Origin of the sequence: Mycobacterium sp. E1386, from assembly GCF_001672745.1 — a bacterium.
GTDB lineage: Bacteria > Actinomycetota > Actinomycetes > Mycobacteriales > Mycobacteriaceae > Mycobacterium.
Genome location: NZ_LZKH01000033.1, coordinates 1 through 21,708 on the forward strand (window position 1 = coordinate 1; position 21,708 = coordinate 21,708).

The window sequence follows — 21,708 nt, forward strand, 5'->3', positions numbered from 1 at the left end:
GGCCGGCTCCGCGACGCGTGCGCGATGATCGCCGACAACCTGCGTGACCCGTTGACGTTGCAGCAGATCGGCCGTCGACCGGCGTCGGAAGCCACAGTGGCTCACCGGGACTGGCCGCCTGCACCTGGTCATGCAGCACCTCCAGCATCCGGTGGTGCGTGTCGGTGTCGGTTCCGTCGGCCCGTGAGCACGCGATGATGAGTTCCCGCATCAAGGGGTTGACCGCCAGCACCGCCGGCGCAGCGGGACCGCGACGGTACCGGCGTGGGTCCAGCGCGACGCCGTGAAACTGCGTGTGGCCGTGGAACGTGTGTTCATGCCAGCAGCCGGCCGGTATCCAGATCGCCCGATTCGCCGGCGTGATCCAGGTGCCCGCCGGGGTGGTGACCGAGACCGCGCCCGACGACGGGTAGACGATCTGGTGCAAGGGGTGTCGGTGCCGCTCGATCCGGGCTCCCGGCGCCAAGGCCTGCGACGAGGTCGCCGGCCCGTGATGGCTGATTCCCGACATAACGCGGCAGAATATCGGAAGTGCGCAGGACCCGCGTCCGCCTAGCGTGGCCCTCATGGCGATGAATCTCTTACACCGGCGGCGGTGCAGCTCGGCGGGCTGGGAGAAGGCGGTGGCCGACCAGCTGCTGCCGTGGGCGCTGGACGGCGTCGAATTGGGTTCCCGCACTTTGGAAATCGGCCCCGGGTACGGAGCGACGACGCGCGCCCTGCTGGACAGGGCCAACTCGCTCACCGCCGTCGAGGTCGATGCCGCGATGGCCGAGCGTTTGCGGCGCCGCTACGGCGACCGGGCCCGCATCATCCACGGCGACGGCACCGCCACGGGGCTGCCCACCGACCACTTCAGCTCGGTGGTGTGTTTCACGATGTTGCACCACGTTCCAAGCACCGAATTGCAGGACCGGCTTTTCACCGAGGCGTTCCGGGTGCTGCAACCGGGCGGGACCTTCGCCGGTAGCGACGGCGTCCCGTCCCTGACCTTCCGGCTGCTCCACGTTGCCGACACCTACAACCCGATCGCGCCGAAGGATCTGGGCGTGCGGCTGCTCAACGCGGGCTTCGCGGGCGTGCAGGTCGACCCGTCCGGTGGGCGGCAACGGTGGCGCGCCGTCAAACCGACCTGAAGGTGGGGCTGCCGGGCTCGAGCGGCACCCGGGCAGCACGTGCGGTGAAGCTGATCGCGTGGTACCACCCGCACAGCATCGTGAGATCGAGAATCTCGCGTTCGTCGAACTCGCCGCGCAGCGCCGTCCACAGGGCGTCGTCGATGTCGCGACGGTCGCAGAGCGAGTCCACGGCCCGCACGAGGAGGCGGTCTCGTTCGGCCGTCCAGCAGGAATCGTCGGCGCCGCCATGGGTCAAGGAGCGGACCTGCTCACGGTCGAGGCGCGCCTTCTCGGCGAAAAACGCGACGTGCACGCCCCATTCGTACTCACAGCCGCAGCGAGCGCAGGTGCGGTCGATCACGATCTCACGATCACGCAGGGACAGCGACAACGAGCGGCTCAGCTCGTAGCCGCCCCAGAGCGTCATGGCCTCGGTCATGGGCATGTTGCGCACCAGGGTGCGAAACAGGGCGATCGGCGGCACGTTCGGCGGCATCATCTTCTGAAGTTGTGCCGCCACGGCGTCCTCGTAGGGCGGTTCGAGGGCGCCGATGCGAGGCGTTACTATTTCCGTAACCATGGACAAGAAAGCTACGTTACGAAATCCGAAACGTCAATCGGCGGCTCGCCCGGGGCGGCCGGTGCGGGGGTCGACAACGGGGCGCCCGCTGATGGCGGCCCTCGATCTGCTCGGGCGGCGCTGGTCGTTGCGGATCCTGTGGGAGCTTCGCGACGGGCCGCTGGGGGCACGGGCCTTGCGGGAGCGCTGCGACGGCATGTCGCCCAGCGTTTTGTATGACCGGCTCGGCGAACTGACGGACGCGGGCCTGGTGGTCCAGCGCGCCGACCAGTGTTACGAGCTCAGCGCGACCGGCCTGTCGCTGGGCGAGGCCCTCGATCCGCTGGACCGGTGGGCCCGCCGCTGGGCGGAGGGAAGCTAGGCGTCCACCGTTTGGCGGGCCTGCTCGTGCCGGCGTTGCCGCTCGATGGTGGCGAAGTAGAAGGCGAACGCGAACGCGAAGCTGGTGAACAGGCTGGAGACGAAGTACAGCCACGGGTGCTTGAGCCCGCGGCGATAGCCGTCCACGATCGTAAACAGCGGCAGCAGAACCACATTCGCGATCGTGTAGTCCTGGCTCGCGGAGTCCGCGGCCGGATTGGTGAACATCAGCCTGATGTATTCGGCCCAGCTCCCGTGCTCGCCCCAGAGCGGGTTCGTGGATCCGTGCGAGTACTCCTGCACGTAGGTGACGTTGAAGTACCAACCCAAGGCGACCGAAGCGATGCCGACGACGTAATACACGCATTCCAGCGGGGAGAACAACGGTCCGCCGGCCGGGCGGGCGAAGACCTTCGGGTTGGCGGCGACGATCCAGCCGATGACGCTGAGCCCGAGAACTGCATGCACAAGAAGCGAGACCATGGCCGCAGTCTGACCCGGCTCCCAAAGTTTTGTCAATACTGACAAAAGCTGGTGGGGTACCTTACTTGCATGGTCAGGCCGGCGCAGACGGCGCGCAGCGAACGCACCCGTGAGGCGTTGCGCCAGGCCGCCATGGTGCGCTTCCTGGCCCAGGGGGTCGAGGACACCTCGGCCGAACAGATCGCCGCCGACGCCGGAGTCTCGCTGCGCACCTTCTATCGCCACTTCGGCTCCAAACACGATCTGCTGTTTGCCGACTACACCGGACTGAACTGGTTTCGCGCGGCGCTGGACGCCAGACCCGCCGACGAACCGGTTATCGATTCCGTTCAGTCGGCCGTCTTCGCGTTCCCCTATGACGTTGAGGCCGTGGCGAAAATCGCCGCAATGCGCGGCGGTGAGCTGGACCAGGACCGCATCCATCGCCACATCCGCGACGTCCAGGCCGACCTCGCCGACGCCATCGAGGCGCAACTGGAAAGGCGTAGCTGCGAGGCGCAACGGAAGCCCGACGCGCGGCTACGGATCACCGTGACCGCCCGTTGCATCGCCGCCGCGGTATTCGGCGCGATGGAAGCCTGGATGGTCGGCGAGGAGCGATCCCTCGGGGAGCTGGCGAGGATGTCGCATGTCGCGCTGGAATCGCTGCGGGAGGGCATCTCCGGTACCTGGGTGACCACAGTTTCGTCATAATTGACAAAACTTTGGCCGCATGCCAGCCTGCTGTGCGGGAGGTCATATGTCTGATTACGACGCGATAGTTATCGGTGCCGGGCACAACGGCCTGGCGGCGGCGGTGCTGCTGCAGAAGGCGGGATTGCGCACGGTGTGCCTGGATTCCAAGCTGTACGCCGGCGGAATGGCATCCACGGTGGAGCTTTTCGACGGTTACCGGTTCGAGATCGCGGGCTCGGTGCAGTTTCCCACCTCGAAGGTGGTGGTCGACGAACTCGGCCTGGACACCCTGCCGACGATCGACCTTGACGTGATGTCGGTGGCGGTGCGCGGCGTCGGCGACGATCCGCTGATCCAGTACAGCGACCCCATCAAGCTGTTCACCCACCTCAACGAGGTGCACGGGGCGGACGCCGTCAACGGGATGGCGGGGCTGATGGCGTGGAGCCAGGCGCCCACCCGGGCGCTCGGCCGCTTCGAAGCCGGAACGGAGCCCAAGACCTACGACGAGATGTATGCCTGCGCGACAAACGAATTCGAACGGTCGGCGATTGACGACATGCTGTTCGGTTCGGTCACCGACGTGCTGGACCGCTACCTTCCCGACCGGGAGAAGCACGGTGCGCTGCGCGGCTCGATGACCGTGCTCGCCGTCAACACCCTTTATCGCGGGCCCGCCACGCCGGGCAGCGCGGCGGCGCTGGCCTTCGGGTTGGGCGTCCCCGACGGTGACACGATGCAGATGAAGAAGCTGCAAGGCGGCATCGGGGCGCTCACCTCGCACCTGAGTGAACTGCTTGAAAGCCACGGCGGTGAGGTCCGGCTGCGCAGCAAGGTGACCGAGATCCTCGTCGAGGACGGGCGGGTGAGTGGGGTGCGCACCGAGGGCGGCGAGACGTTGACCGCCCCGATCGTCGTGTCCGGCATCGCGCCCGACACCACCCTGAACGACCTGATCGACCCGGGCCTGCTGCCCGGCGACATCCGGGAGCGATATGCCCGAACTGATCACCGCGGCAGTTACCTGCAGATGCACTTCGCGCTCGAGGAGGCGCCGGAATTCGCCGCGCCCTACGAGGCGCTCAACGACCCGGCCATGCAGGCGTCCATCGGCCTGTTCTGCACGCCGGAGGAAGTGCAGCAGCAGTGGGAGGACTGCCGGCGCGGCATCGTCCCGGCCGACCCGACGGTGGTGTTGCAGATACCCACGCAGAACGACCCGGACCTGGCACCCGCGGGCAAACACGCCGCCTCGGCGTTCGCCTTGTGGTTCCCGATCGAGGGCGGCGCCGACTACGGCGACGCGAAGGTCGAAATGGGCCAGCGGGTGATCGACAAGATCACCCGGCTGGCGCCGAACTTCGAGCGCAGCATCATCAGGCACACCACCTTCACGCCCAAGCACATGGGCGTGATGTTCGGTGCCCCCGGCGGCGACTACTGCCACGGTCTGCTCAACCCGAACCAGATCGGGCCGAACCGGCCCGGCCCGAAGGGCTTTCGGGGGCAGCCGATCCCGATCGAGGGCCTGTACCTGGGCAGCGCGGGCTGCCACGGCGGACCCGGCATCACGTTCATTCCCGGCTACAACGCCGCCCGGCGGGCGCTCGCCGAGCGCGCTACCTAGGGATTCGAGCGGGCGGCAGGTCGAACCAAGCGGCCCGCTGCAACGCGGGCTACGCTACCCAGGAACCTCAGCACCACCGGTGTTTGGCGGATCTCCCGAATGAGCAGTCAGCTGCCCTCAGAAGCACCGCCGTCGGTGCTCGGTACGGGAGGTAGCGGTGCGGATCGGGCCCTTGGACGTCTCGGCGGTCAACGAATGGGCTCCGGCTCCCGGCGCGTTGTTCTCCTGGCATCCGTCGCCCGATACCCGCGCCAAGGCCCTCGAGGCGCCGGCGAGCGCCGTGCCGCCCAGTTACGTTCAGGCGCGGCACCTTCGAAGCCTGCGTGAACAGGCCGCACGCGGCCTCGACCATTCTCGGCTGCTGATCGCTTCCGTGGAGGTGCCGGGCCGGTGCGATCTTCGCGCCATGACCTACGTCATCAACGCGCACCTTCGCCGGCACGACACCTACCGCAGCTGGTTCGAGTACCTCGACGCCGACCGCATCGTGCGGCACACCATCGACGACGCGGTCGACATCGACTTCGTCCCGACCGGACACGGCGAGCTGACCGGCGCCCAGCTGCGGGACCACATCGTGGCCACCCCCGACTCGCTGCAGTGGGATTGCTTCAGCTTCGGGGTGATTCAGCGCGCGGACCGCTTCACCTTCTACGCCAGCATCGACCACCTGCACGCCGACGGGCAGTTCGTTGCGATGGGACTCATGGAGTTCCAGGCGATGTACGCCGAGCTGATCGGGGGTAATCCACCGGTCGAGCTGCCACCGGCCGGCAGCTATGCCGACTACTGCGTGCGGCAGCGTGCGTATACCTCGGCGCTGACCGTCGACTCCCCGGAGGTACGGGCCTGGATCGACTTTGCCGAGCTCAATGACGGGACGTTCCCGGCGTTCCCGCTGCCCCTGGGCGATGATGCGGTGGCGTATGACGGCGACTTGCTGGGCGTGACCCTGCTGGACGCGAAGCAAACGCATCGATTCGAAACCGCGTGCGTCGCCGCCGGCGCCCGCTTCGTCGGCGGCATGTTCGCCTGTCTTGCCCTGGCGATCCACGAGTTGACCGGTGCGGAAACGTATTTCGCCATCACCCCGAAAGACACCCGCAGCACCCAGGCCGACTTCGCGACGCAGGGCTGGTTCACCGGCCACATACCGGTCACCGTCCCCGTCAGCGGGTCGTCCTTCGACGACGCCGCGCGAAGCGCCCAGGCCTCCTTCGATTCGGGTGCGGACCTGGCGCTGGTGCCGTTCGAGCGGGTCGTGGAATTGGCACCGTCGCTGCGCAGGCCCCCACCCCTTTTCGCCCTGGTGAATTTCTTTGACGCCCAGGCCAGCCCGCTGTCGGTGATGACCCAGTTGTTCGACGGCCTGAGCGTCGGTGCGCACAGCGACGGCAGGGTCACCTACCCGTTGAGCACGATGGTCGGGCGGTTCGACGAGACGGCGGCGAGCGTGTTGTTTCCCGACCACCCCGCCGCCCGAAATTCCGTCACCCGATACCTGGGTGCCTTAAAATCCGCGTGCGTCCGCATCGCCGACGGCGGGGCGGCGGAGCGTGCACGCAACGTTGCCGACCTCTACCGGCAGGCGGCGCACAAACGCTGAAAAGAATGCGGTTCCGATGCCATTAGCGAAGACTGGCCAGGATGACCCGGCGGGTGGCTTCTCCCGGCTCGGGCGGCTGATCGCGCGAAGGCCATGGCTGGTGATCGGCGCCTGGCTCGCGCTCGCGGGAGTTCTCTTGCTGACCGCGCCGTCGCTGGAAGAGATCTCGCAGCAACACCCGGTGGCCATCCTGCCGTCCGACGCGCCGGTGCTGGCCGCGACCCGCGAAATGAACGCCGCGTTCGGTGAAGCCGGGTTGCAGAGCATCGCGGTGGTGGTGCTCAGCGATGCCGGCGGGTTGAGCCCGGCCGACGAAGGCACCTACCGGAAACTGGTCGAAGCCCTGCGCCGGGACACCCGAGACGTGGCGATGGTGCAGGACTTCGTTACGACACCGCCGCTGCGTGAGCTGATGACCAGTAAGGATCACCGCGCCTGGCTGCTGCCCATCGGGCTGCCCGGCGACCTTGGCTCGCCGCAGTCCAAACGGGCGTACAACCGCGTGGCCGGCATCGTGAAACAGGCCGTGGCGGGATCCACTCTGACGGCCAACCTCACCGGGCCCGCGTCTACCGTCGCCGACCTGAACCTCACCGGCCAGCGCGACAGGACGCGGATCGAGCTCGCGATCATCGTGCTGCTGTTCGTCATCCTTCTGGTCATCTACCGGAACCCCGTCACGATGCTGCTGCCGCTGCTGACGATCGGCATGTCCGCGGTGGTGGCCCAGCGGTTGGTGGCGCTGGTGGGACTGGCCGGGCTGGGCATCGCCAACCAGACCGTCATCTTCATGAGCGGGATGATGGTCGGCGCCGGAACGGATTACGCGGTCTTTCTGATCAGCCGATACCACGACTACGTGCGCCAGGGGATGGACTCGGATCGGGCGGTGATCTGGGCGTTGGCGTCCATCGGCAAGGTGATCGCGGCGTCGGCCGCCACCGTAGCGGTCACGTTCCTCGGGATGATCTTCACCCAATTGGGCATCCTGCGGACCGTCGGACCGGTGCTGGGCATGTCGGTGGCCGTCGTCTTCTTCGCCGCGATCACCCTGCTGCCGGCCCTGCTCGTGCTCGCCGGGCGCCGCAACTGGGTCGCGCCGCGCGGCGATCTCAGCCGCCGCTTCTGGCGGCGTTCGGGCGTCAACATCGTGCGCCGGCCCAAAACTCACCTGCTGGCCAGCGCGCTGGTACTGGTGATTCTGGCCGGGTGCGCGGGCCTGGCCCGCTACAACTACGACGATCGCAAGGCGCTGCCGGGCAACGTCGAGAGTTCGGTCGGCTATGCCGCACTGGACAAGCACTTCTCGACCAATCTGATCATCCCCGAGTACCTGTTCATCTCCTCGCCGCAGGACCTGCGCACGGCGAAGGCCCTCGCCGACCTCGAGCAGATGGCGCGGCGGGTCAGTCAGGTGCGGGGCGTCGCGATGGTCAGAGGCATCACCCGGCCCACCGGGCAGTCGCTGGAGCAAGCCACGACTTCCTGGCAGGCGGGCGAAGTCGGCGACAAACTGGGCGCGGGCTCCCGGCAAATCGTCGACCATACCGGCGATCTCGATCGGCTGGCGGGCGGCGCCAACCAAATGGCGGGCAAGCTCGGCGACGTACGGGCCCAGGTCAACCAGGCGGTGTCCGCCGTGGGCGGTCTCGTCGACGCGCTCGCGACCCTGCAAAATATCTTCGGCGGGAATCGGGCGCTGGCCGAACTCGAGGGCGCCGAGCGGCTCGTCAACGGCATGCGCTCGCTTGGCGACGCCATCGGCGCGAACGCGAACTTCGTTGCCGAGAACTCCGATTGGGCCAACCCCGTGCTGGGGGCGCTCGACAACAGCCCGATGTGCAGTGCCGAGCCCGCCTGTGTCAATGCGCGCGGGGAACTGCAGCGGCTGGTGACGGCCCGCGACGACGGAACGCTGGGCAAGATATCGGAGCTGGCCCGCCAGCTGCGGGCGACGCAGGCCGTGCAGACCCTCGCGGCAACGGTTTCCGGGTTGCGCCGGGCGTTGTCCACCGTCGTCGGCGCGATGGGTTCCCTGGGGATGGGTAGCCCGGGCGGCATGCGGGCCAAGATCACCTTCTTGCAGCAGGGGACCAACACCCTCGCGGACGGCAGCCGGCAATTGGCCGACGGTGTGCAGCAATTGGTGGACCAGGTCAAGAAGATGGGCTTCGGGTTGGGCGAGGCTTCCGCGTTCCTGCTTTCCATGAAGAAGGAGGCCACGACGCCGGCGATGGCCGGGTTCTACATTCCCCCGCAAGCGTTGTCGTATGCCACCGGTGAGGGCGGCAAGCCAGCGGCATTGCCGGGCGGGGCGCAGGATCTGCTGGGCGGGATGACGGCCGAGCAACTGAAAAGGCTTGCTGGGGCGTTCGTTTCGCCCGACGGCCACTCGATGCGGTACCTGATCCAGACCGACCTCAATCCGTTCAGCACCGCGGCGATGGACCAGGTCGACGAGATCAGGGCGGCCGCGCAGGGCGCCCAACCGAATACGTCGCTGGCCGACGCCAAGGTATCGGTGGTGGGGCTACCCGTCGTGCTGAAGGAGACGCGCGACTACTACGACCACGACCTGCGATTCATCATCGCGATGACCACCTGCGTGGTGCTGCTGATTCTGATCGCATTACTGCGCGCGGTCATCGCGCCGCTGTACCTGATCGGCACGGTGATCGTCTCGTACATGTCGGCGCTGGGCATCGGCGTCATCACGTTTCAGTTCATCCTGGGCGAAGAAATGCATTGGAGCGTACCCGGATTGACGTTCGTCATCCTGGTCGCGGTGGGTGCCGACTACAACATGCTGCTCATCTCTCGACTGCGTGACGAATCCGCGCGGGGACTGCGCTCCGGCGTGATCCGGACCGTGTCCTCGACCGGCGGGGTGATCACCGCGGCGGGCCTGATCATGGCCGCGTCGATGTACGGCTTGGTATTCGCCAGTCTGTCCACGGTGATTCAGAGCGGCTTCGTTCTGGGGACGGGACTGCTCCTGGACACGTTCCTGCTGCGCACCGTGACGGTGCCTGCCATCGCCGTGCTGGTCGGTCGGGCGAATTGGTGGTGGCCGCCCGGTTTGGTTTCCGTCACTCGGTGGCCGCTGCGGCGGCATCGCGGCCCGGTCAAACGCAAGCGGCTGCTGCCGGACGAAGAGAAGGTGCCGACGCGCACGGCCGAGCAACTGATCGGCTTTTCTCCGCGCGACGGCCTGAGGCTCTAGCCGCTGTCACTTCTTGGCTTTGACCACCGCGCGAACGACTTTCGGCAACACGCCGCCTCTGCCGAGTCGTGGACCCGGGCCGAGGTTTCGGGCCAGGTTGGCGAGCCCCAGCGAGTTGGTGGCCAGGTTGACGGCGGCGCCGGCGCCACGGACGGACCAGGAGGCGGCGGAGATGGCCGTAGGTATGTGGACGATGCCATTGATCATTTGGACGGGGTTGTGCGCCGGCCCCGGGTCGTACGCCCTGTCGACCAGAGGGCGCAGCACAGCGTCAATCGGCCCGACCGCCTCGGCCGGCATGCCCGCCCCGTCGACTAGTGCCCGGGCCAGCGGCAGCTCGGGGTTCCGGATGAAATACGTCGTCGAGGTGCCGCCCAGGCTGTTCGTCGTCCTCTTGATGTCCCAGGGCGCGACGCGGGACGGATCGGAGAAGGCCGTCGCACTGTGGCCGTAATATCCGCCGGCGGCAATGGCATTCAGGTCGGCCAGCAGATTGCCGGGATGGTTGGGCGGGTCGGAGAAGGGGTCATACTGGCCGACGATGTTGATCGTGTCGTACTGGCTTTCCACCGGAGCCGGGACGGTGTAGTCGATGATCGGCACGTGCGTCCCGGGACCGAACGCCTGGTAGAGCAGGTTGTTGGGGTCACCGGCCTTGATGAAGGTGAGCTGGCCCGGCGGCGGCGCGGTGGGATCGTGCGCCAGGCGCGCTTGCTCGCGGTCGAGCGCCAGCGAGCCCTGAGACAGCCCGGCCACCGAGATCGGCCCGTCCGTGGTCCGGATCGCGGCGTCGAGGTTGTTCGCCCCGGTGTTCACGGAGCTGTTGACTGTCGGCGAGTTCAGGCCGGTGACCGGCCAGAAGCTGCCCGGATAGGGCACCACGCGCCTGACGGCCCCGGGGCTGTAATAGTTCTCGTCGATCTGGGGCTGCATCGCGGGGTTGAAGTGATACAGCGACCTCAGCGGCCCGTACGGGGACGGCGCCGTGCCGGGCACTATCAGAGCGGTGTCGGCGGCGGCGACGCCATCATCGAAAAGCGTTGCACACGTGAGCATTCCGACGGCAATGGCCCCGGCGAGCAGCTTGTTCACAAACTCCCCTCACGGCCGATCGAAAACTATAGCTGGATGCTACCCCGCACCGAGGTTGATCAGGCCGAGGACGAGCATGAAGCAGCCCCCGGCCGCCACCAATACAGCGATGTCGCGGTGGCCGCGGGAGCGCAGCCAGGTTTGCAGCGCGGCCATGAAGGCGCGCGTGCGCTGCGGCGCCGCCAGGAACCCGATCAGCGGGATCTCGGCCACCGTGAACGCCACCAGGTTGAAGGCGACCAGCGCCTGCACCTGCGCGACCGGTGCGGCGTGCGAGGCGAGGATGGCGGCCATCGAGCCCATGTAGTTCGCGGACGGCAACGAAGCCCCCATCCCGCTAGCGGCTGCGACAGTTAGCGAGTCGCCTCGCAAGAAGATGCGTGCGCGTTCGGCAAGCTGCTGGCGACCGCTCGGTGCGGTCCCCACGAGCAGGGCGACGCCCCCACTGCCACCGACTGCCGCGTCCGCCGGCGCGGGGCGTGCGATCCTGCGCCGCACGACGTTGGTGGCCAGCGCGACGGCGACGAGCAAAGCGACGAGCCCGGATGCGATCTGGACCTCGGCCACGCTGAAGTGGCCGACCACCGGCGCGGCCCTGAGGACGAAGAGCACGATCAGGCCCGCACCGACTCCCATGGCGAAGCCACCGCACAAGAACATGAGCAGTTGCAAAAGCGGGCGCCGACGGCCGAGCAGCAGTATCACCAGCCCGACGCGTATCGGTTCGAAGATCACTGCGCCGGCCAGTATCAGCACGGTGATCCACATGCTGGGCAACCGTACCCGACCGCGCCGCGCCCCGGACCGAAACTCGCCCAGCCAAGCCGGCGGCCTGGGCAGGCCCGGAATTGGACGCCTTCCATTCAAGCAGCCGTAATTCGCGCGTAACGCCCCCGGAGTTTCGCAGAGCGGCCGCTACCCGAAGCGGTTATGCTGAGGATTCCCGCAGCACCACTTGCGGCTGGAGAAATCCTAGGTCGGCGGCTCGATCTGTCTGTTCGGCGCCACTGTCGTTGTCCGCCAAGGGATTTCGTGGAAGAGCGTGACCACGCCTGGCCGCGGGGCAGCTGCGGGCGCACTGGCGGGCTCGGCTCCGTGGCGATAGCGCGGACGGCAGGTCGTCTGAAGCAGCGCTTGGCGGGCCGCTCAGCTCGGGCTATGCCGAGCCGAATAGCGCGGAGGTGCAGGGCATTCAGTGTTTGGCATAACGACACTCCAAGACTGGACACCGCAAGCCGGCCCCGTCATCTGCTGGCATGCTTCGCCCGCGGCAAAGGCCAGGGCGGCTGAAGCGCCAGTCAGTCCCGTACCACCCAGTTATCAGCAAACACAACATCTTCGGCGCTACAGCGACCACGCGGCGCGGGGGCTGGACATGTCGCGCTTGATGATCTTCACCTGGGATATCCCGGGCCGCTGCGACGTCCGCGCCATGAATTACGCGATCAACGCACACATTCGCCGGCACGACACCTACCACAGCTGGTTCGAGTATCGCGACGCGCGACACATCGTTCGCCATACCCTCGCGGACCCCGGCGATATCGAACTCGTCCCGGTCGACCACGGACGGCTGACGCCGAAAGAACTGCGAGACCACATCTCGACCCCGCAGCCGCTGCAGTGGGATTGCTTCTTCTTCGGGGTGGTGCAAAGCGGCAGCCACTTCACCTTCTACGCCAGCATCGCCCACCTGTGCGTCGACCCGATGATCGTCGGCGTCCTGTTCACCGAGATTCACCTGATGTACGCCGCCCTGGTCGGCGGCGAGGCGCCCATCGAACTCCCGGAGGCCGGCCGGTACGGCGACTACTGCGTCCGGCAGCGGGAGGAGATGGCCGCGCTGACGGCGGACTCCCCCGGGGTGCGCGCGTGGGTCGCGTTCGCCGCAGCCAACGGTGGAACGCTGCCGTACTTCCCGTTGCCCCTCGGCGACCTCACGGTGCCCTACGCCGGCAAGCTCGTCACCGAGACGCTGATGGACGAGCGGCAGACGGAACGGTTCGAGCGGGCCTGCGTCGGTGCGGGCGCCCGTTTCAGCGGCGGTGTCTTCGCGTGCGCGGGCCTCACGCAGCGCGCGTTGACCGGCGCCGAGACGTTTTCGGTGGTGACCACCACCGATACCCGCAGAACGCCAACGGAATTGATGACGACGGGCTGGTTCACCGGCCTGGTTCCGGTCATGGTCGGCGTCGGCGCGGGGGTGTTCGAAGACGCGGCACGTTCCGCGCAGACGTCCTTCGACTCGGGGATCGAGCTGGCGACCGTGCCGTTTGACCGTGTGCTGGAGTTGGCGCCGCCCGAGTCGGGCCTGGGCAGGCCGCGTCCCGGCAACTTCGTGATGTCGTTCCTGGACGCCAGCATCGCCCCGCTGTCAGCCGTTGCCAACTCCGACTTGAACTTTCGGATCTACGACGAGGGCCGGGTCTCCCATCAGGTTTCGCTGTGGGTGATTCGGCTGCAGCGCGAGACCAAGGTGACGGTGCTATTCCCCGACAACCCGGTCGCCCGCGAATCGGTGGGCCGCTATATCCAAGCGATGAAGTCGGCGTATGTCGGGGTCGCCGACGGCAGGCGCAACCAGGCTTTTGCGCACTCGCGCGCGACGCTAACCGCGCTGAGCTAGCAGCTCATCCAGGAGTGCGGTGAACTCTTCCGGTCGCGCGGGCGTGAACGCGGGGCTGGGCCGGACGCCCGGCACGTCCAGGGTGACCAAGGTTGACTTGAACGGCCGGCTCACGTCCAGCGGTAGCCAGCGACGAAAGTCCGAGCTTCCCCAGATCCTGAACCGATGCGTGAGCAGGCCCAGACCTTCGGCCTTGTATCCACGAATCGATTTCAGCGCAATGACTTTCGATGTTCCGGAAGGGAAGTGGTAGCGGCGGAGCGTGATAGCCGCACGGTCCAGCTGGACCAACCCGTCGTCGTAAGACCGGCCTGGGCTGTCGTTCATGCTCGCGCACTTCGCAGTTGGTGACCCCGGGCCGTCAGGCACCGCCCGTCTTCCAATCGCCACTGCCAGCCATGCAGGTTGCAGGTCAACGTATCGTCTTCCACCACACCGAATTTCGACAGGTCGGCTTTAAGGTGTGGGCAGCGGCGCTGAATCTCCCAGCCGTCCAGCGTGACCGATGACGAATCGTCGTGCGTCTCGGCGAACCAGCCGTCGGCGTAGGCGATCCGTTCGTCGGTGAGGCACTTGAAGAAGGTGTACAAATATTCGTTGTAGCCGCCGACGCGCCACGCCCGGAAACGGGTGGACAGGAAGATGGTGTTCACCCAGTCCGGTTCCCGGTCCCGCAGTACGGTGCGGACCAACTCCGGCGCGATGGCGAAACCGTAGCGCACCTTCTCATCGGGAATGCGTTCGCGCACGGCACGTTTCGGGAAGTCCAGCACGACCGTCTCCGGGCCGATCACCAGCTCGACGGGATAGCCGATGCCGTCGCAGATCTCGTCGCTCTGGGACATGATCGGTTCGAACAGCGCGCGCAGCTGCTCCAGCAGGGGTTCCCCGGTGGCGGGCGCCCAGCTCGCGCGCTCGGCGGCCACGACCGGCGCCATCCGCTCGGCGTAGTCGGCGATGTAGGCGCGCTTCCCGGTGGTGAAGATCGCCTCGACCTGATCGTCGGGCAGCGGATGGCTCAGCGCATTCAGGGTGGTGCCGGTGAAGTCCGCGGTCGAACCGGGGATCATCAGCAGGCCGCCGTCGCTCCCGTGAGTGCGCAGCTGGTCAAGGAACACCATCTGGTCCGGGAAGATGTTGGCCGCATCGCCCTGGTCGTCGTTGAGATGACGCAACTCCGGATCCAGAAAGCACGGCGGCCCGGCCGACGGGATGACCCACGTCGCGCCCACCTGGGCGATGTACTGCCGGGCACGGTCCATCTGCCGCTGCCGCTTCTGGACCCCGAACGACTCCTTGGCGCGTGCGGGCATGTCGTACACCATCGGGTACCAGATCGCGCCGGAGTACTGCAGCATGTGCACGTCGATGTGTCCGAAAGCCGAGCTCAGTACGTCGAGATCGACCGGCCGGGCGTCGTTCATGTTGAAGGCCGTCGTTACGCCGTCGGAAACCACCAGCGCCGAGTCGCCGAGCGGCCCGTCGGCCGGCGCCCGCAGGGCGATGATCATGACCTCGAGATCGCCCTTCGGGCCGCTGACCCGGTGCTTGACCGAGTTGCTGGTCTCGAAGAACCGGTAGAACCCCAGCTCCTGCAACGCGTTTCGCAGGTCCGGCACGGGGAAGTCGGGCAGCAGCACCACTGCGTCTTTGTTGACGTGCTCGGCCAGGTTCTTGGCGTCGAAGTGGTCCTTGTGCAGGTGCGACACGTACAGGTAGTCGCAGTCGCCCAGCCGGTCCCAGTCCAGGCCGCTGTTGTCGGGAAACGGAAACCAGGACGCGAAGTAGGCGGGATTGACCCACGGGTCGCAAAGGACGCTGCCCGCGGGCGTCTCGATCAGAAATCCGGCGTGACCTACGCTTGTGACCTGCACAAATACCTTCCTGGGGCCGCTTCGAGGACCTGCACGGCCCGCGGCCGGGTAACGGCTTTTTCAGCCTCCGAGCTTAGCGCGGGGCGGCATCTTCTTTGTCGGCACTTCGATTGACTCCAGGGCCGACTCACAGCGGGGAGCACTAGGCTGATCTGCTGTGGAACCGGTATACGGGACTGTCATTCAACTTGCCCGCTTGATATGGCGCATACAGGGTCTCAAGATCACGGTCACGGGCGTCGAAAACCTGCCCAAAAGCGGGGGTGCGGTCATCGCCATCAACCACACCGGCTACCTCGACTTCACGTTCGCGGGTCTGCCCGCCTATAAGCAGGGTCTGGGCCGCAAGGTGCGCTTTATGGCCAAGCAGGAGGTGTTCGACCACAAGATCACCGGGCCGATCATGCGCAGCCTTCGGCACATCTCCGTTAATCGGCAAGACGGGGCCGCCTCCTACGAGGAGGCCGTCAGGAACCTCAAGGACGGTGAGCTGGTCGGCGTCTATCCGGAAGCCACCATCAGCCGCAGCTTCGAGATCAAGGAATTCAAGTCGGGTGCCGCGCGGATGGCGGTCGAAGCCGGGGTGCCCATCGTTCCGGTGATCGTCTGGGGCGCGCAGCGCGTCTGGACCAAGGGGCACCCCAAGAAGCTGTTCCGCCCCAAGGTGCCCATCATGGTCGTCGTCGGCGAACCGATCGAACCGACGCTGGGCGTCGAGGAATTGAAGGGGCTGCTGCACTCGCGCATGCAGCACCTGCTGGAGCGGGCGCAGGAAATGTATGGGCCGCATCCGGCGGGTGAGTTCTGGGTGCCGCGCCGGTTGGGCGGCAGTGCCCCGTCGCTGGCAGAAGCCGCCCGGATGGATGCCGAAGAGGCCGCCGCTCGCGCGGCGCGCCGGGCCGGATCCGCGGGAGCACCGGAGTAGCGATCGATGGTGGAACCGGTCTTCCGCACGCTCGAGATCCTGGCTCGGCTGACGGTTCTGGCCACCGACACCCGGATCTCCTACGGCGGCGAGGAGAACATCCCCGACTCCGGTGGCGCCGTGGTCGCGATCAACCACACCAGCTATGTCGACTTTCTGCCCGCCGCCCTGGCGGTGCATCGCCGGCGCCGCCGGCTCAGGTTCATGATCAAGGCCGAGATGCAGCAGGTGAAGATCGTCAACTTCCTGATCAAGCACACCCGGACCATTCCGGTGGACCGCGGTGCGGGGGCCGGGGCCTACGCGGTGGCGGTGCAGCGGCTGCGCGAGGGGGAACTGGTCGGCGTGTATCCGGAGGCCACCATCAGCCGCAGCTTCGAGCTCAAGGAGTTCAAAACGGGTGCCGCTCGCATGGCCATCGACGCGGACGTTCCGATCATCCCGATCATCGTCTGGGGTGCGCACCGGATCTGGACCAAGGACCACCCGCGCACCCTGGGCCGCACCAAGGTACCGATTAAAGTGCAGGTGGGCGCGCCCGTCACGGCGGCCGAAGATATCGCGCGGACCGACGCCGCACTGCGCGAGTCGATGACCGCGCTGCTACACCACGTGCAAGAGCGCTATCCGCACGAACCGGGGGCGTATTGGACGCCGCGCCGGCTGGGCGGTGGGGCACCGAGCATGGCGGAGGCCGCCCGGATGGAGGCGGACGAGGCCGCGGCGCGCGCCGCCGGTCGTGATGGACCGTCGTCGCGGTAGGCGAAGGAGGACTGATGCCCGAGGGCTTTTACCGGTTGTGCGAGTGGATCGTCCCGCCGATGGTGGCGATGCAGGGGACCAAGATCACCTATCGCGGCCTGGACAACATTCCCCAGCGGGGCGGCGCCCTGCTGGCCCAGAACCACACCAGCTACCTGGACTGGCTGCCGACGCTGCTCGGCGTGCGTGAGCGCGGACGGCGCGCGTATTTCATGATCAAGGCGGAGATGGCGGAGGTGAAGGCGGTCAACTATGTCATCAACCACGCCAGGCTGATCCCGGTGGACCGCAGGACCGGGCACGACGCGTTCGAGGTGGCCGTGCAGCGGCTGCGGGAGGGCGAGCTCATCGGGATGCACCCCGAAGCCACGATCAGCCGCAGCTTCGAGCTCCGGGAGTTCAAGACCGGTGCGGCCCGGATGGCGCTGGACGCCCAGGTGCCGGTCGTTCCGGTGATCGTCTGGGGCGCCCATCGGATTTGGCCGAAGGATCATCCAAAGAAGGTGTGGCGCAACAAGGTTCCGATCACCGTCGCCGCCGGGCGCCCGCTGCCGCCGCAGGGCACACCGGAGCAGCTCAACGTCGCGCTGCGCGTCGCGATGAACGAGTTGCTGTACCGGGTGCAGGAGGAATACCCGCACCCGGAGGGCGAGTTCTGGGTGCCGAGGCGGCTCGGCGGCTCCGCGCCCACCCAGGAAGATTCCCGGGCGATCCGACTGTCGGAATTGCAGGCGCGGATGCAGAAATACGGCACCGACGGCGTCACCCGACCGGGACAGGACCAGAGCGGAGTGCATTGATCAGACCGGCGACCTGCGAACGCGGAACCGTCAGATGACCTTGCCGGCGCTCATCGCCTGTGACGTCGACGGCACCCTGTTCGACGACAACGAAACCATCACTGCGCGCACCCGCGACGCCGTGCGTGCCGCCGTCGCCGCCGGCGCGACGTTCGTCGTGGCGACCGGCCGCCCGCCGCGCTGGATACGCCCGGTCGTCGACGCGCTCGGCTTCGCGCCGATCGCGGTGTGCGCCAACGGTGCCGTCATCTACGATCCAGCGGCCGACCGGGTGCTGTCGACGCGCACGCTGCCCGTGGACACGCTGGCCGAGCTGGCGGAGCTCGCGACCCGCGTCATTCCGGGGGCCGGCCTGGCCGTCGAGCGAATCGGCGAACGCGCCCACGACACGGCGACCCCGCAGTTCATCAGCTCGCCCGGCTACGAACATGCCTGGCTGAACCCGGACAACACCGAGGTGTCGATCGAGGATCTGCTCAGCGCCCCGGCAATCAAGCTGCTCATCCGCCGAAGCGGCGCCCGCAGCGCCGATATGGCCGCCGCGCTGGCCAAGCATGTCGGCATCGAGGGCGACATCACCTACTCCACCAACAATGGACTGGTGGAAATCGTGCCGCTGGGCACCAGCAAGGCCACCGGGGTGGACGAGATCGCCAAGCCCCTACAGATCGCCAGCGAAGAGGTGGTGGCGTTCGGCGACATGCCCAACGACCTACCGATGCTGCGCTGGGCCGGTCATGGCGTGGCGATGGGCAACGCCCATCCCGACGTGCTGAGCGCGGCCGACGAGGTCACCACCGGCAACAATGAGGACGGGGTGGGCCGCGTGCTGGAACGCTGGTGGCTCTGAGAAGGCTCTTCGGCTAAGTGGCGGACGGGTGCACCGGCAGCGAGAAGTGTTCGGGCGCCACGGTCGGACCGCTCGGTGACTCCGTCGACAGCGGCGTCGTGATTCCCTCGGCGACCTCGGTGACGTTGCCGGTCAGTCGGTCGTAGTTCAGGGTTCCGTGCTGGAAGTTCTGCGTAATCCTTAGCGGCTCTTGGATTTCGGCGCTGGTGGGCAAGCCGAGCGGACCGCGTTCGTAGCTCAGCGACGCCCAGGCGTCGTAGATCGCGCCGGTGATCGGCTGGGGGCCGGTTTCGGGCGACCAGTACATCGCGCCCCGGGCGAACGTGACGTACCGGGCGTCGCCCTCCGCGCTGTCCTCCGGTGAGGTCGGCGCGCCCAGCGCGCTGTTCATGCCGCCGATGGCCTGCCAGTGCTCGTAGATCGCGCCGCCCTGCAGGGCCTTGATCAATTCCTCCGGCGGATCGTTGAAATGCGAAGCGATGTCGCGTACTTCGTCCATGAGTGCGTAAGCGGCGTTGCCCGGGCAGTCGGTGTTGCCGACGTCGCGGTGGGTGAAGATCGTGGGCAGCGTCGCGACGGAACCTGCCGGGAAGGTGGTGTAGTGGCTACCCGCCGACTCCAATGCGACCGTGCCCTTGGGGTCAACGCCGTCCAAGCCCAGCCGCCAGCCCAGCAGCCGGCCCAGGGTGCGCAGCTGGATCGACGTCGGCGGCACGTCGTCGAAATTGCCGATCATCGCCACACCCCAGGTGTTGCGGTTGAACCCCCCGGTGTGAAACGCCTCGACCGCTTTGGTGAGCCCCCCGGCGCTGCCCTCGAACACCTGGCCGTACTTGTCGACCAGGGCGTTGTAGGCGATGTCGCACCACCCCAGGGTCTTGCTGTGATAGGTGTAGATGGCCTTGACGATCCCGGCCGATTCCAGCGGGGAGTAGTCGTTGCTGCCCGCGGTGTGGTGCACCACCCCGGCGCGAATCCCGTTGTCGTACTGAGGACTACCGCAACGCAGCGACTCGTCGGCGCCCCACTGTGCCCGGCTGATGATGGCCGGTGCCTGGCCGGGCATCAAGACCCCCGACGGCGGTGTCCACTGCGTCTCCACCGGCGCTTGTGGCGGCGAGATCAGGACGGCTGAGATGTTCTGCCCGAACGGTTGTTCCCGGGACGCCGGCTTGTAGCCGAGGCCGGTCTCGTTGGGCGGCGCGGGCGGCGCTTGGGTCACCGGCGCGTCGATTGGGCGGGTGACGGCGATCTGGACGGTAGTGGTGGTGCCGACGAACACCGGGTCGGTCCCGCGCGGTCCCTCGAGTGACCCGGCGGTTGTCGCGCCGTCGGGCGCCGCCGTCTCGTACTCGGTCTGGTACCAGGGCCCCCACGAACCGTCGGGACGCTTCGCTCGTACCCGGGTCGACGTGCCGGCCAGGTCGCCGGTGAGCGCGACGAGGGAAAACGGGGTGTTCTGCCCGATCTCGCGAACCGTGACGCCGCCGCCCAGCCCGACCAGCGGCTGTTCGGCGAGCTGGGTGCCGCGGGCCGGCGGTGTGCCGGCCGTGCCGCGGTCGCGCGTCGTGTCCGCCACCCAGGACACGATGACGACGGTCGCCGCGATGGCGGTGAGCAACGTCGTCGGCCCGCGACTAGGAGACACCAGGCGATGTTACTTGTGTTTCTAATGTTAATGATGAGACGACACGAACTGCGGCCGTGCGAATCTGCACGAAAATCGACGGCACCGCAGAAGAATCTGCGGTGCCGTCTGGTTGAAGGGTTCGCCTGAGTTCTAGACGGGGGGCAGGACCGGCGCAGCGGCCGCGGCGGCCGGCAACGCACCGGCAGCGCCCGCGGCGGCCGGCAGGGCGCCGGCTGCACCGGGCAGGGCGCCAGCGGCACCCGGCAGAGCGCCCGCGGCGGCCGGCAGGGCACCGGCGGCACCCGGCAGGGCGCCTGCGGCACCCGGGAGGGCACCGGCGGCACCCGGGAGGGCACCCGCGGCACCCGGGAGGGCACCCGCGGCGCCGTGCTGCATGCCCTGCGTGATTGCCGGCATTACCAGGCCTTTGAGCAGGTCGATGGCCTGGCCTGCACCGAGCTGGTTGGCCGCCTGCATCACGTCGTTGACCAGGCCGCCGCCGCCACTGCTGCTGCCGCCACCGCCGCCGAGGCCGGTGCCACCGCCACCGAGCGGTGATCCGTTGCCGAAGGACGACGGGTCGCCGAGGATCGGGTAGGTGCCGTCGGCGCCCGGGTCCAAACTGGCCGGAGCGGTGATCGGCACTTCACCCGCGGCCGTCGGGGTGCCCAGTCCGGGCGCGACTCCGGCCGGGCTGGTCAGCCCGGGGTTGGAAAGCGCCGGGTTGAGCCCCGCGCCCGGGGTCGCCACTCCGGCGCCCGGGGTGGTCGGCAGCGCGCCGGGCGCGGTGAGTCCCGGCGTCGTGGGCGTCAGGCCGGGGCTCGCCAGACCCGGGCTCGTCAAACCGGGACTGGTGAGTCCCGGGCTCGTCAAGCCCGGACTGGTCAAGCCCGGACTGGTCAAGCCCGGACTGGTCAGGCCAGGCGTCCCCAGCCCTGGGGTCCCCAGGCCGGGGCTGGCCAGGCCAGGAGTGCTGGCGGCGGTGCCGCCGTTCAGAGCGGGCACCGGGGGCAGGTTGATCCCGAATTGCGACAGCCCCTGCGACAGCGCTCCCATCAGCTCGCCGGGCAGGTCGGTCATCACGGCAGCCTGCTTGAAGTCGTGGTGCTCGGGCTGCTTGCTGCCGGCCGTCGATTCGTAGACAAGGAAGTATGCGCAAGGACTCGCCACTGCCAGGGCGGCGACCGCGCTCATGGCTGTCGAAAGCTTGCGTCGGCGTCGGTTCGGCACGGAAGTCTCCTCAATCTGGACAACTCAATCTCAACTGTGTTGTTTCGGTGCGGCCTGCCGTTCTAGCCGGCGAGAACCACACAGAGTCGATGGTACGAGTGAGATTGCTGTGACTAGAGTGGTGATATTGAATCGTGAGGTAATTGCGACTCGGGCTGTGATCCTCCTTGGAGGCGTCCCGCGGGCGCCGTCATTTGGCCGAAGGCGGACTCCCTGGCCTCGCCAGATGGGTTAGGCCGACGCGGTC

At 67.6% G+C, this 21,708-nt stretch carries 20 protein-coding genes; 11 read left to right on the forward strand and 9 right to left on the reverse strand.

Going from position 1 to position 21,708, the window contains the following annotated elements; genetic code table 11:
• A partial coding sequence (locus tag A5709_RS03740) for an AraC family ligand binding domain-containing protein (RefSeq protein ID WP_156767954.1) occupies positions 1–511 on the reverse strand: 511 nt, incomplete at its 3' end.
• A gap of 55 nt (positions 512–566) precedes the next feature.
• Between A5709_RS03740 and A5709_RS03745 the strand changes: the two genes are divergently transcribed.
• Positions 567–1,136, forward strand: a complete 570-nt coding sequence (locus A5709_RS03745) for a class I SAM-dependent methyltransferase (RefSeq protein WP_068118183.1) — start codon at positions 567–569, stop codon at positions 1,134–1,136.
• Here A5709_RS03745 and A5709_RS03750 read toward each other — a convergent pair.
• Complete coding sequence (locus tag A5709_RS03750; RefSeq protein ID WP_068118088.1) at positions 1,123–1,698, reverse strand: carboxymuconolactone decarboxylase family protein; 576 nt, start codon at positions 1,696–1,698, stop codon at positions 1,123–1,125. The genes A5709_RS03745 and A5709_RS03750 overlap by 14 nt on opposite strands.
• 91 nt (positions 1,699–1,789) lie before the next feature.
• On the opposite strand from A5709_RS03750, the gene A5709_RS03755 reads away from it, so the two are divergent.
• Entirely contained in the window at positions 1,790–2,059 is a 270-nt protein-coding gene (locus A5709_RS03755; protein ID WP_067950216.1) for a helix-turn-helix domain-containing protein, read from the forward strand.
• Here A5709_RS03755 and A5709_RS03760 read toward each other — a convergent pair.
• Positions 2,056–2,541 (reverse strand): DUF2834 domain-containing protein, encoded by a 486-nt coding sequence (locus tag A5709_RS03760; protein ID WP_068011320.1) that lies wholly within the window; start codon positions 2,539–2,541, stop codon positions 2,056–2,058. The two genes, A5709_RS03755 and A5709_RS03760, sit on opposite strands and share 4 nt — an antisense overlap.
• 69 nt (positions 2,542–2,610) lie before the next feature.
• On the opposite strand from A5709_RS03760, the gene A5709_RS03765 reads away from it, so the two are divergent.
• The 4 genes from A5709_RS03765 (at position 2,611) to A5709_RS03780 (ending at position 9,672) form a co-directional block, all read left to right on the forward strand.
• Entirely contained in the window at positions 2,611–3,234 is a 624-nt protein-coding gene (locus tag A5709_RS03765) for a TetR/AcrR family transcriptional regulator (protein ID WP_067950220.1), read from the forward strand.
• 46 nt (positions 3,235–3,280) lie between these two features.
• Complete coding sequence (locus tag A5709_RS03770; RefSeq protein ID WP_068118092.1) at positions 3,281–4,843, forward strand: NAD(P)/FAD-dependent oxidoreductase; 1,563 nt, start codon at positions 3,281–3,283, stop codon at positions 4,841–4,843.
• Positions 4,844–5,000: 157 nt separating this feature from the next.
• On the forward strand, positions 5,001–6,449 hold the full coding sequence (locus A5709_RS03775) for a condensation domain-containing protein (protein ID WP_068118095.1): 1,449 nt from the start codon (positions 5,001–5,003) through the stop codon (positions 6,447–6,449).
• A gap of 16 nt (positions 6,450–6,465) precedes the next feature.
• Positions 6,466–9,672, forward strand: coding sequence for an RND family transporter (locus tag A5709_RS03780; RefSeq protein WP_082973766.1), 3,207 nt, complete (start codon positions 6,466–6,468; stop codon positions 9,670–9,672).
• A gap of 6 nt (positions 9,673–9,678) precedes the next feature.
• Here the strand turns inward: A5709_RS03780 and A5709_RS03785 are convergent, their stop codons facing one another.
• Together A5709_RS03785 and A5709_RS03790 are read right to left on the reverse strand one after the other, a co-directional pair.
• Complete coding sequence (locus A5709_RS03785; protein WP_067950228.1) at positions 9,679–10,764, reverse strand: PE-PPE domain-containing protein; 1,086 nt, start codon at positions 10,762–10,764, stop codon at positions 9,679–9,681.
• A gap of 39 nt (positions 10,765–10,803) precedes the next feature.
• The gene (locus A5709_RS03790) at positions 10,804–11,532 is read right to left on the reverse strand and encodes a GAP family protein (RefSeq protein ID WP_068011316.1); all 729 of its coding nucleotides are present in this window, start codon (positions 11,530–11,532) and stop codon (positions 10,804–10,806) included.
• Positions 11,533–11,959: 427 nt separating this feature from the next.
• Between A5709_RS03790 and A5709_RS03795 the strand changes: the two genes are divergently transcribed.
• Positions 11,960–13,390: a condensation domain-containing protein gene (locus tag A5709_RS03795; protein ID WP_068118098.1), complete on the forward strand. Its 1,431-nt coding sequence runs from the start codon at positions 11,960–11,962 to the stop codon at positions 13,388–13,390.
• Here A5709_RS03795 and A5709_RS03800 read toward each other — a convergent pair.
• Positions 13,373–13,717 (reverse strand): hypothetical protein, encoded by a 345-nt coding sequence (locus A5709_RS03800; protein WP_067950233.1) that lies wholly within the window; start codon positions 13,715–13,717, stop codon positions 13,373–13,375. The genes A5709_RS03795 and A5709_RS03800 overlap by 18 nt on opposite strands.
• A complete protein-coding gene (locus A5709_RS03805; protein WP_068118102.1) occupies positions 13,714–15,264 on the reverse strand; it encodes an MBL fold metallo-hydrolase in 1,551 nt (516 codons plus the stop codon). The genes A5709_RS03800 and A5709_RS03805 overlap by 4 nt, the downstream gene beginning before the upstream one ends.
• A gap of 157 nt (positions 15,265–15,421) precedes the next feature.
• On the opposite strand from A5709_RS03805, the gene A5709_RS03810 reads away from it, so the two are divergent.
• Genes A5709_RS03810 through A5709_RS03825 form a run of 4 tightly spaced genes read left to right on the forward strand, consistent with a single transcriptional unit; the run spans position 15,422 to position 18,601 of the window.
• Positions 15,422–16,189 (forward strand): 1-acyl-sn-glycerol-3-phosphate acyltransferase, encoded by a 768-nt coding sequence (locus A5709_RS03810; protein ID WP_067950235.1) that lies wholly within the window; start codon positions 15,422–15,424, stop codon positions 16,187–16,189.
• A 6-nt stretch (positions 16,190–16,195) separates the two neighbouring features.
• Entirely contained in the window at positions 16,196–16,951 is a 756-nt protein-coding gene (locus tag A5709_RS03815; protein WP_067950236.1) for a 1-acyl-sn-glycerol-3-phosphate acyltransferase, read from the forward strand.
• Between the two features lie 14 nt (positions 16,952–16,965).
• Positions 16,966–17,751: a 1-acyl-sn-glycerol-3-phosphate acyltransferase gene (locus tag A5709_RS03820; RefSeq protein ID WP_068118106.1), complete on the forward strand. Its 786-nt coding sequence runs from the start codon at positions 16,966–16,968 to the stop codon at positions 17,749–17,751.
• Between the two features lie 34 nt (positions 17,752–17,785).
• Complete coding sequence (locus A5709_RS03825; RefSeq protein WP_068118109.1) at positions 17,786–18,601, forward strand: Cof-type HAD-IIB family hydrolase; 816 nt, start codon at positions 17,786–17,788, stop codon at positions 18,599–18,601.
• A gap of 13 nt (positions 18,602–18,614) precedes the next feature.
• Here A5709_RS03825 and A5709_RS03830 read toward each other — a convergent pair whose 3' ends face one another.
• The gene (locus A5709_RS03830) at positions 18,615–20,249 is read right to left on the reverse strand and encodes an LGFP repeat-containing protein (protein WP_197520067.1); all 1,635 of its coding nucleotides are present in this window, start codon (positions 20,247–20,249) and stop codon (positions 18,615–18,617) included.
• A gap of 132 nt (positions 20,250–20,381) precedes the next feature.
• Complete coding sequence (locus A5709_RS03835) at positions 20,382–21,461, reverse strand: PirG (protein ID WP_197520068.1); 1,080 nt, start codon at positions 21,459–21,461, stop codon at positions 20,382–20,384.
• Positions 21,462–21,708: the final 247 nt, after the last annotated feature.